A 10,241-nucleotide genomic window follows, 5' to 3' on the forward strand; every position below is an offset into this window, starting at 1 on the left:
TATACAATCGAGAGCAACTTGAGTCGTTTTTACATCAATCGCAATTCTAACTACATGATCCCAATTATAATTAGAATCGAAAAATTGATCTTTGGTAAACGAGACTTGAGCTGGATCCCAGGGAATATTTTTTTCACCAACGCCACCTTTATTAAAAGTCCACTTCAATGAGTCTCCGCCGTTTGCATGACCTGTTCCATAGTCTGAAGCTTGATCACATACTGTGGTTACACTAGTAGGAGTGATGATAGGTTCGGATATGGGTAATTCATTAATTGTAATATAATCTTGTGAATTGGGTAGGTTACGAACATCATTTAAGCTAGTGCCAGAGAGCGAGCCGACTGGTATTGACGAAGCTGGTTTAATGACTCTGGCCGTATTTGGTATATAGTCATAACCATAAGGAAGGGAGTCTTCTACGCTAATTGTTTGAAATGAATCTGGATCTGAAACTTTAACATCTAAATAATAAGTCTTTTTTTCACTAAAAGGTATACGACTCTCTAGGTAGTCCCCTCTCGAAAGTTGATTTATAAAAGTTTTTCTTGAGTAGAAATCATCTTCGCTCGTACCGGTATAGAATTCTTTAAGCCAGGTCATTCCTTTGCCAGAGAATATTCTCGGAATTGATTGCTCAAATTGATCTTGAGCAGTAATTATTTGATTATTATATCCCTGTGCCGTTTTATAAAAGATAAATTGTGGATTTGTTGCTGAATCTGACCAACTGCGCACATTAAAGTCATTTTGCAATGCAGGGTTGTGCTCTTCATTTATCCATCCTGTTGATGCATCTACATGATACGTAAGTTCTATAGTCCAAGTTTCATTTGGTTGCAGTGCTTGTGCTGGATCTACATCAAATACAACAACATGGTCATCACCAGAATTCGCTGGAGGCGTAACTGTTGTATTTATAAAACCTGGTTTGGAAACATTTAATAGATTCCATTCCACGTTTTGATTATTGTTTATTGTTTTCCCTTTTGCTACATCATCAAAATGTAGGCCATAAGTTGGTAAGTTTTGTCCTGTTACTTTTAATATACATTTAACATTCGGTACTCCCGGCAAAGTAGTGAGCACATCTTCATTAATTGAATTTAAAGGTAAACATTCTTTGCTAGTTGTAACGTAGGGAACACCTAGATTGATTGACGTTGAGGCATAAGCTGTTGATATTGGGTTTTTGTATAAACCATTACCTACAAAGTTGTCATACCAAACAGTCGTTGGGGATAGTGGCGCTTTATCTGTTGCTTGAGTAAGTACCCGAACATCGTTTTCATAAGTGCGTTCAGTCCTTGTATAATACGATGAATTCCAAGTAGAGCCCGGGCCTGTTGTCCATTGCGATGAAGTTGTTTGATAAACTACCCTTATTACTCTATCTGAGGATGATAACGGGACATCGCCCACATACCAGCCTAAGTTATCCGCACTTGAGTTATTGAGATCAAACCCTAGATACGTTGGGTTTTGTAGCGTTGCTGAGTCGCTAGGTTGACACCCAGTTACACAGCTAGCTGATATCGGATTCACTGTTTTTGCGAATTGTTTGTATACATTTGAGCCTGCTGGTTTGTTCACTCGGTCATCTATGACAAGGTCGAAATGGTCTTTATTTGCAGGCAGAGTTATATCTAGTGTCCACGTTCTTGTTGATCCCCAGTTTGTAAGCGAAGCGTCATCTACAGTTTTAGTTATACCTATTTCGAATTGGCTTAAAACAAATACTGAAGCAATATCACAGGTAGTTACAGCTGCGTTTGAGACGCAATTGCTTAATTCAGGATACGTTGGATCGGTTAACTCTATGTTATTTGTTAAATAAGTGTTTATAAGTTCAGCTCTACCTGTGTTTATAGTAGCTGGAATTGTGTATGTTGCGCTCCTATGAGATGGAAAGCCTGTCCATTCAATTTTAGTAGTACCATTCGGATTGTTTGTCGTTGTCTCTGTAAAGTCAACTCCTGCTGTTAGTTCTGGCGAATAGCTTCCATCTGCGAATCTTAAAGTTACTTTTGCGCTACCGGGTGCATATGTCACTCCATCTGGCATTAAGTCTGAAACTGTTACATTTGAAGACAAGCTATCGGCAGCAGCCTCACTAGACAATGCCCAGTTACCTGTCCAATCAAAGTTTTCACCCGGATAGTATCTATATGGATCACGCGCAGGGTCTGGATTTTTATTAATTGTAATTTTTTTGTTGCCACATGTTGGAGTTGATGCCAGGTATGTATAAACAGATCCAGAAGTCGCACCTCTAAGTGAAGCACCTGAAGAATCCTTACCAGATAAAGTTACTGTTGCTGATTTAAATTCTTCAACGCTTGGGTTTGTGGGCGCGCTATATGTAACATCGAAAATGATGTCTGCTAAATATTCTAGATTAACTGAATATTTCATGGTGTCTGTAAATTCGAATCTATAGGTTGTGTTTGTAGCGTCGGAAGTTGTAGCTATAGGAGTTAGAACAGTTGTGTATGGACTAGTCAGTGTTGAGCCGAAATATTTTCCTCTTCCTCTAAAACTTGATGGATCTACCACAACATTGTTTGGAACTTTAATTTCTACAACTGGGCTATATAGACCGCCTAAGTTAGCGTCAGGAGAATAAGGAGGGATAAGGCTTTTGAATGGAGCAGATCCATTTGATACTTTTACAGACCATTTATCTTTACCTGTAGCCTGTAACTTATTGCATGATTTTTCACCGTATGGAATAGGTGTAAATATTGTTACTTCGGCAATGCCTTCAGTGCCTGAATTAAACGTTAAGTCGTTGGGTTGACCTATGCCGATGGTGTGGTATTCAACGGCAGTTGCAGTATTTAAAATCTTTTGAGCATCAGAATTTTTTCCACCATAGCCTGGAGAGAATTTATCTGATGTAGTAGTTGAAGCAGTGTAGGTAATGTTGACACAATCACCTAAAGCTAGAGTTGATATATTAAATATCACCTTGGGATCCATAACTGTGTATCCATCTACAAGAGTTACGCCACTTGGAAGTGATCCGAATAAGACATTTGATAGATCACCATTAGCCATATCATCTTCTATGACAACATCAAATGCATTAGCCGAGCCGGTGTTACAAACTTTCAAGTTATAGTTAAATACTTCACCAGCTTGACCATAATATGTGTCTTTTTTTATGCCATTAGGCATAGTCCAATTATAAGTTTGTTTAGATGGAATGGTTTTATCTATTTTAATTAGAGGTGAGATGACATTTACCGAAGCAGTTGCTTTTGGCCCCCTGCTAAACCAAAGATCAGAACCTGTAGAAGGCAGAGAAGTGGGGGGTGTAACTAAAGAATTAGTAAGGTTATACCAGCCCATAATTCCGTTAGTGAAAGGCTCACCAGCTTTTTGGTCCAATACTTCGCTACCATCATTTAAGTTTCTTTCAACAGAAATAACATAAGTTACACGCCATGTTTCTACAGTACCCGTCGGTACGTCTCCCAACCACCATCCGATGTCAGTACGATCACCATTAGTCGTTGGGCCGACAAAAGTTGGTGTGGGTAAGCTACAAACACTTACACATGTAGGAGTACCACTAGACACATATGCCAAACCGTCAGGAAGGGTATCGATAAAAGTAATATCGAAAAGATCCACAATATTTGCTTGAACATTTAAATCAACAGTAAATGAAGTTTGACCACCCGGTGCTACATCAGGGATACTAACTGTTTTAGTAGCAAAAGGTGCTTCAATAGCAGGTGTCCAGAGTAGATAGCCTTTAGCTACAGACACTACAGAAGTACCGGCAACTGTGGCAGAAACAGTGTTTTCTAATAAATCAGGATTTGGATTGGTTCCATTTTGTGCTACTTTTAATCTTATATAAACAGTTCCCCCAGCAGGAATATTATTGATAGTAAATATAGGCTTAGTAGCTATGCCAGATTGAGTAACTATAGTTTGAGTGGGTTTTGTAACTAGATGGGAATCATAAGTCAAAGTAGCCGGCAAAGTATCGGTTAAAATTGCGGACTTGATATCTACAAGTGAAGTATTTGTAAATGTAAGTTGATATTCGCCTTTTCCATTTTCAACAATTAAAGCCCCATCAGTTTTTTTTGGGCCCTTAATCAAAGAATAAGTGGGCTGAATTAATTCAACCTCAAGCGTTGATTGCTTGTCGTAGTTAAAAGTACCATTAGTAGGATAATGACCAAAGCTCTGCCCCGTGCCACGCCAAGTTGTAGTAAGTGTACTTAATACTGTTCGATCAATAGATGCATTTATAGGAGAAGCAAGTTGAAATTGAAGCGTAGTAGTTGCGCCGGGTGCTAAATCAAAATAATTTGAGTTAAGCCATGACCAACCAGGAAGACTGCTACAAGTAATCGTAGTTGAAATACAAGATCCCGCAACGAAAGTAAATCCTGATGGAAAGCTGTTATTTAGGTATACATCCCAAGCCGTACCTTGCCCTGTATTTGTTAATTCCACTTCGTAGGTTACAATATTTCCGCCATAGCCAACTTTATTGTTTTGCGTACCAGATATTATTCGCTTAATTACTTCAACATTAGGCACGTTCGGTCTTACACTTATGGTAATTGAAGGTGTCTCGCTAACATAATCAATATAGTTATTGTCTAATACATCATTAAAATCTAGCAATGAGAAAGTATTGCTCATAGGGTTTGTGCTTGTAGAATCGGCATTAGTTGCTATATTGCTCACTTGAAAAGTAAGAGTAAAACTTTCTGAGCTATTTGCAGCAATTTCGGGTATTAAAACATCGATTTTACGATCATAATCATCTTCTATCGTGGCATTACCTAAATTTGAGTTGACGAAATCAAAATATGAATTATCATTCGATCGGTAGTCATCTCTGACTAAAACATTTTTTGCTGGTACCGCTCCATCGTTATGAACTGTAAAAGTATATGTGACTTGTCCATCTTTAGGAAAGTCTTTTTGGGTTGACGGTTGGTCTGCAGTTTTTTCTAATCTTATTACTGGCACATTGTATGTGTTCGTTGAACTTGCTTTTATTGTGGTGTCATACTCGGGCAACGCTAACGGGTTTACATCGATTCCACCCAATCTTGATTTAACATTTATTCCTAATACAACATTGTTTTTTAGCTCTTGGCCTCTAACTAATTTTTCACCATTTGGTAGATTTCCATCTGCGTCTAATTTCGCTTTAAAAACCCAAGTATAGACCCGGTCAGTTGCACTTGCTTCTAGCTTGCCTAGTGAGTAGCCAACCACGGTATCACCATCAGGTGTGGTAGATGGGCCAACTAGCTTGACTGTAGCGTCGGACCCTAAACAACCGGTGCAATTAAAGCTAGTTAGGCCATCATAGCTATAGTATTGAGGTAAAGTATCTACAATTGCGACGTCAAATAGATCTACTGATGAAGCTGGGACAGTTGCACTAACTGTAAAGTTTGCTGTTCCATTTAATGGTATAATAGCTGGTGAAACAGATTTTGTGATTTGTGGAGCCGGGATTCCAACAGAAACAAAAACTGGCGGCGCTGTTTTTGTATAGCTTTTTTCGTCTTGGACGCTTCCTGGCAAAGATGTGTAATCGACCTGGGCATTATTAGAAATGGTTGTACCATTCGGTGTTGTGACTCGCGTTTTGTAACCTAAATTTATTTTACTACCAGGGTTAATTTCAGAAATGCTCCATGTAATAGTTTTAGTAACGTCATTCCAAGAACCTGTTGGGTATAAAGGACCAGTACCCGCGAAGTTTCCGACAGTTCCATTTCCAACGAGTACATCACCATTGGGATCTATAGGAATAGCACCACCAGTGATGACATCACTAATTACAACATCTTGTGCGGGCGCAAGATTAAATCCATCGCCGTCGACCAATGGCGAAATAACTTCAATGTTCCAGTTAATATCACCATTTTCTGTGACAACAGTAGATTTAGCTTTTTTAGTAATTTTTAATAATGGCTCAGCGATACCTATACTGCGCGTTTTTGTTTGAATCGTTTTATTTGACGGACCAGTAGAAACAGAAGCATCACATTTAGCAACATCAAAAACCGCACCAGATCTAACATCGTTATGAGCTGTAACATTGCCATCGATAGATAGTTTAAAAGTTTCTCCACCAGCGGGAACTGTGTGTGAAGGCACTCCCTCATCAGAAGGATTAGCAACAAGTGCGGTGGCGTCTGCAGGAAAATAAACTCTCCAAATATTAGATATAGAAGTATCTAAAACATAACCGCTAGCTACTGGTTGAGTTCCAGAAGTTAATGGAGTAGATGCCCCACCAATTGCAAAACGGACCGAAGCAGGATTTAGTGTGGTTGCTACAGTTGGTGAATAAGCTAACTGAATATAGCTTGCATAATATAAAGAACCATCAGCTCTTTGAATTACATCTTGGAATACAATACCTTCATCGAAATCTACAGAAGTGTTTATAGTAAATTTCTCACCTGCACGTATTTGGACAGCACCACCTTGTAGGCCAACAGAACTCTCAGGTATGACTTCACAAGTAGGCCTAAAACCAATAGTGGATGGGTTTTCGTCAGCATTAGCTGAATTGGGAAATGAAATTACACTAACGAATAAAGAAAGTATTAACAAGAATGATGCCAGCATCATAGTTGATTGTCTATTTTTTTGTTTCGATACATTGTTAGGGAACAAAATATTCATTTTCGCTAGTTACCTTTCGATGGACGTATTCTCTAATTATCAGTTACACGATATTGTCGATGAAAATACTAATTTACTTGAGGACTATTTTGGTGGATGATGTTTAAAACGGCTTGAAACAAGCATTAAAGCTATTACATGAGTTCTGTTTTATTTTGGTTTAGTATAAGTCCATGGAAAAAATTATACAAAAAAACTTTTTAATTATAATATCGATCGCGATAGTAGTTTTAGGGACCGCATTTTGGAACCAGAATCATGAAACAAATTTTAATTGTAGCCTAACCAATAGTCAATCAAGCCCAGAAAACATCCCTTTGACGGAAAATGGATCAGGATCCATCGACCAAAACCAACCAAACACAACTGGTGTTCCGATGCTAAAACTTGAGATAGAAAGTGAACTATATGTTGGCAAAATTAACGACATTAAGGATTATTTAAATAAAAACGGAGAAGTTAACAAAGTAACTAAAGATAACTGCAACGCCAGTATCGAAGCAATGGCCAGTTCAAAAGACCTCAAAAAGATAAGTAAGGGTCTACTAAAAAAAGGTGAAAGCTTACAAAATACGTTAACCAACTCTGGAATTGATAATAGCTTAGATAACTTAGGCACATCTATAAAACAAAACGAGGATCTACTAAAAGAAACAAAAAAGAACTTGAATAACGCCAGGGACGAAGAAAAAAGAAATTTGTCCCAAAGACAGAGTTCATTAGAAACAATAATAAAACAACAGAAAGCACAACAAGGTCAAATAAAAGATTCGACCGATGAAATAGGAATTACGGTTGAGCTAGTTAGAGGTTTAGAAGATTCTGCAAGTTTTACAGATGCAGTAAAATCTAAAACCAGCAACCTGTTTTCTTCACTAATAGCGACCTTGCTTGTATCAGTTGCAATATATTTGATTTATCTAGGCTTGAAGTTTTTAAACCGTTATAAGAAAATTTTTGACGAAAAAAGCAATTCATAAGAACACTACAGGAGGCATTCATTAATGCTTCCCAAGTACTAATTTGATGTTCGTTAAGACATAAAATTTAACAGTAAATTTATTTTTTTTTAAAAGTGTTTAATCTCACCTGTTTCGTGCCGATTATATATATAGGGCAAACAGGAGGTTGGAGAAATGAAATATATTTTCATATTAGTTTTCGGATTCGGCATGGTAGCTGGAATTTGGACGACAGGACAGTCAGTTTCAATAGACAAAGTTGTGGCACAAGAATGTAGTGTTAGTAACGATTCTCAAATAGTTTTTCTTGGTAATTTAAAAATAGGAAATCCACTTGGTGGAATTACTTGCAATAAAGAGACCTTGGACAAAGCTACTCAAACTATAGACAAGGCAGGAAAAACCTTGAATATAGGTATGGACAAAGTTAATCAAAGCTTAGATAAAGCAAACAATAACCTAGAAACAGGCAACGGTTTATATAATAGTAGTGACTTTAATTTTACTTCTGGTAAGTGATTAGGTTTTAACTAAATGAGTTACCACAACCACACGACTTGGTCACGTTGGGGTTGTTAATAGCGAAACCTGCACCTTGAGAGGTCGTTGATCCTATCGCTAAACACTTAGGAGTTGATGATTTTATTGCTACTAAAGCTCGACTTGATGAGGATGGTAACTACACCGGTGAATTAGAATTTTATTCTTACGGAAGTTTTAAACCACAAGCAGTTTTACGATTAGCTGAAGAACACAATATTGATCTCAATCATTCATATGCTTATAGCGATTCCATAACTGATGTTCCGCTTTTAGAATGTGTTGGATTTCCTGTTGCTGTTAACCCAGATAAAGATCTTTTGCGCATTGCAAAAGAGCGAGATTGGGAAATAATGCATTTCACACGAGAGGTTTCTATGTGGGATAAGCTACCTGTAAAATTCTTACAAAATGGTTGGGTACGAATTTTCATTTCTTTAGGATTAGTAATAGGTGCTGGAATTTGGCTTGGTCCAAAGATTGCGAAGAAAAAGTTTTTTAGTTAACGGCCCAAATCTGATACGGTACCCGCGTTAGCATCCATAAGTTCTCGTAGCTCTAGCAATTCTGCGCTAGCTGGATCATTATCGATTCCCGCCGATTTAAGTTCAGGCACTGGTGCAACTGTATGACTAGAAGCCCTACCTGGTCTGTTAGGTTCTGTTTCTGTTCTGAGACGCTCCGCCACTACTACGGCTGCATAGGCAAAAGGCGCTGCTGCAGGTAAAAAAGCAGGAGTATCTCCTGGCTTAAGATTGCCGATCTTTTGAGTCAAAGCAGCCAAAGTAGCACTTGTTGCTAAGGCTTTAAGCACTAATCCTCCCGAAGGAGTATTTGGAAATGGGTCGCCATCTGGAATATTTGCAGTTCTCACTCGTTGAGCAAAATGTCTTGCATCGGCAATTTGTCCACTTGCTTCATCTGCCAATGCTTTAATAGCATTCCGAACACCAGACTTAGGTCCATTGCTCGTTGTTAATAAGGTCATATTCCCTCCGTGGAAATTAGATTTAAACTAAATTACTTTGAAAAAAGAAGTGTGAAAAGTGTTGTGAAACTTTCTTCAGAAGTATCTTCCGAAGTGTAAGTTCCAACGCTTTTGACTATTCTGTCAAACTCTTCGTTGATTACAGCATCATCAGCTTGATATTGTACGCTTTCTGGTAAAAATAGTGACATTGATATTCCTTTATGTGTTTCGTGTTTAGTTTATGTGTTTCGTGTTAATTATGTTATACCGCTAGTAAGTCTCTTGCACCTGTGTCTGCTGACGGGTGACGCAATTTACTCATAGCGCGTGCTTCGATTTGGCGAATACGTTCACGAGTTAGATTGAAGTGTTCTCCAACCTCTTCTAGTGTACGCGCTTCTCCACGGTCTAGTCCAAAGCGTAATTTTAAGATTTCACGTTCACGCTCATCGAGTGGTGAAAGTAAAACTGCAATTTCGTCTGGGAGTAAAGCAGTAGCTGCTGTTTCGAATGGTGATTCTGCGCCACGGTCTTGAACGATATCGCCAAGTTCCGCATCGCCGTCTTCACGTAGTGGTTCACTTAATGAAAGTGGTTCTGCTGCGAAGCGTAATGCTTCAGTAACTTTATCTTCAGGCATTTCTACTTCTAAAGAAAGTTCTTTTATAGTTGCAGGACGACCGTATTTAAGTTCTAAGCGTGAGCGTGCTTTTTGCAAACGAGCAAGTGTGTCACCAGCGTGAACTGGGAGCCGGATTGTGCGACCTGTATTTGCAATACCGCGAGTAATCGCTTGGCGGATCCACCATGTTGCATAAGTTGAGAATTTGAAACCTTTGCGCCAGTCGAATTTTTCAACAGCGTGCATAAGACCCAAGTTACCTTCTTGGATGAGGTCTAGTAATGGTAAACCTGATGCTTGAAATTTTTTAGCAATAGAAACTACAAGACGTAAGTTACATTGTACGAATTTCATTTCTGCAGTATCTGCTGTACGGATAACTCTACGTAGTTTTCTTTTTTCGGCTGGAGTAACTTCTACGATCTTTGCTTCTTGTGCTTCTTTTTTAGCCATGATCTTGGCT

At 38.5% G+C, this 10,241-nt stretch carries 7 protein-coding genes; 3 read left to right on the forward strand and 4 right to left on the reverse strand.

The genetic code is table 11. The annotated features are described in order from the left end of the window. A partial coding sequence (locus KBF89_08110) for a hypothetical protein (GenBank protein MBP9116285.1) occupies window positions 1–6,630 on the reverse strand: 6,630 nt, incomplete at its 3' end. A gap of 227 nt (window positions 6,631–6,857) precedes the next feature. Between KBF89_08110 and KBF89_08115 the strand changes: the two genes are divergently transcribed. The 3 genes from KBF89_08115 to KBF89_08125 all read left to right on the forward strand — a co-directional run bounded on the left by KBF89_08115 (window position 6,858) and on the right by KBF89_08125 (window position 8,692). Further along, window positions 6,858–7,664 (forward strand): hypothetical protein, encoded by an 807-nt coding sequence (locus KBF89_08115; GenBank protein ID MBP9116286.1) that lies wholly within the window; start codon window positions 6,858–6,860, stop codon window positions 7,662–7,664. Window positions 7,665–7,820: 156 nt separating this feature from the next. Further along, window positions 7,821–8,165 carry a hypothetical protein gene (locus KBF89_08120; GenBank protein ID MBP9116287.1) on the forward strand — a complete coding sequence of 115 codons (345 nt, stop codon included), beginning with the start codon at window positions 7,821–7,823 and terminating at the stop codon, window positions 8,163–8,165. Between the two features lie 95 nt (window positions 8,166–8,260). Further along, window positions 8,261–8,692, forward strand: coding sequence for a haloacid dehalogenase-like hydrolase (locus KBF89_08125; protein MBP9116288.1), 432 nt, complete (start codon window positions 8,261–8,263; stop codon window positions 8,690–8,692). Here the strand turns inward: KBF89_08125 and KBF89_08130 are convergent. The 3 genes from KBF89_08130 to KBF89_08140 form a co-directional block, all read right to left on the reverse strand. After that, entirely contained in the window at window positions 8,689–9,174 is a 486-nt protein-coding gene (locus KBF89_08130) for a hypothetical protein (protein ID MBP9116289.1), read from the reverse strand. The genes KBF89_08125 and KBF89_08130 overlap by 4 nt on opposite strands. Before the next feature lie 32 nt (window positions 9,175–9,206). Then, the gene (locus KBF89_08135; protein ID MBP9116290.1) at window positions 9,207–9,365 is read right to left on the reverse strand and encodes a hypothetical protein; all 159 of its coding nucleotides are present in this window, start codon (window positions 9,363–9,365) and stop codon (window positions 9,207–9,209) included. A gap of 53 nt (window positions 9,366–9,418) precedes the next feature. After that, the coding region (locus tag KBF89_08140; protein ID MBP9116291.1) for a sigma-70 family RNA polymerase sigma factor at window positions 9,419–10,241 on the reverse strand (823 nt) is incomplete at its 5' end.

The organism is Acidimicrobiia bacterium, assembly GCA_018057765.1.
Taxonomy (GTDB): Bacteria; Actinomycetota; Acidimicrobiia; order IMCC26256; family JAGPDB01; genus JAGPDB01.

Coding starts and splice junctions, on each gene's coding strand:
- KBF89_08115 (MBP9116286.1), top strand. CDS start 6,858: ATGGAAAAAATTATACAAAAAAACTTTTTAATTATAATATCGATCGCG.
- KBF89_08120 (MBP9116287.1), top strand. CDS start 7,821: ATGAAATATATTTTCATATTAGTTTTCGGATTCGGCATGGTAGCTGGA.
- KBF89_08130 (MBP9116289.1), bottom strand. CDS start 9,174: ATGACCTTATTAACAACGAGCAATGGACCTAAGTCTGGTGTTCGGAAT.
- KBF89_08135 (MBP9116290.1), bottom strand. CDS start 9,365: ATGTCACTATTTTTACCAGAAAGCGTACAATATCAAGCTGATGATGCT.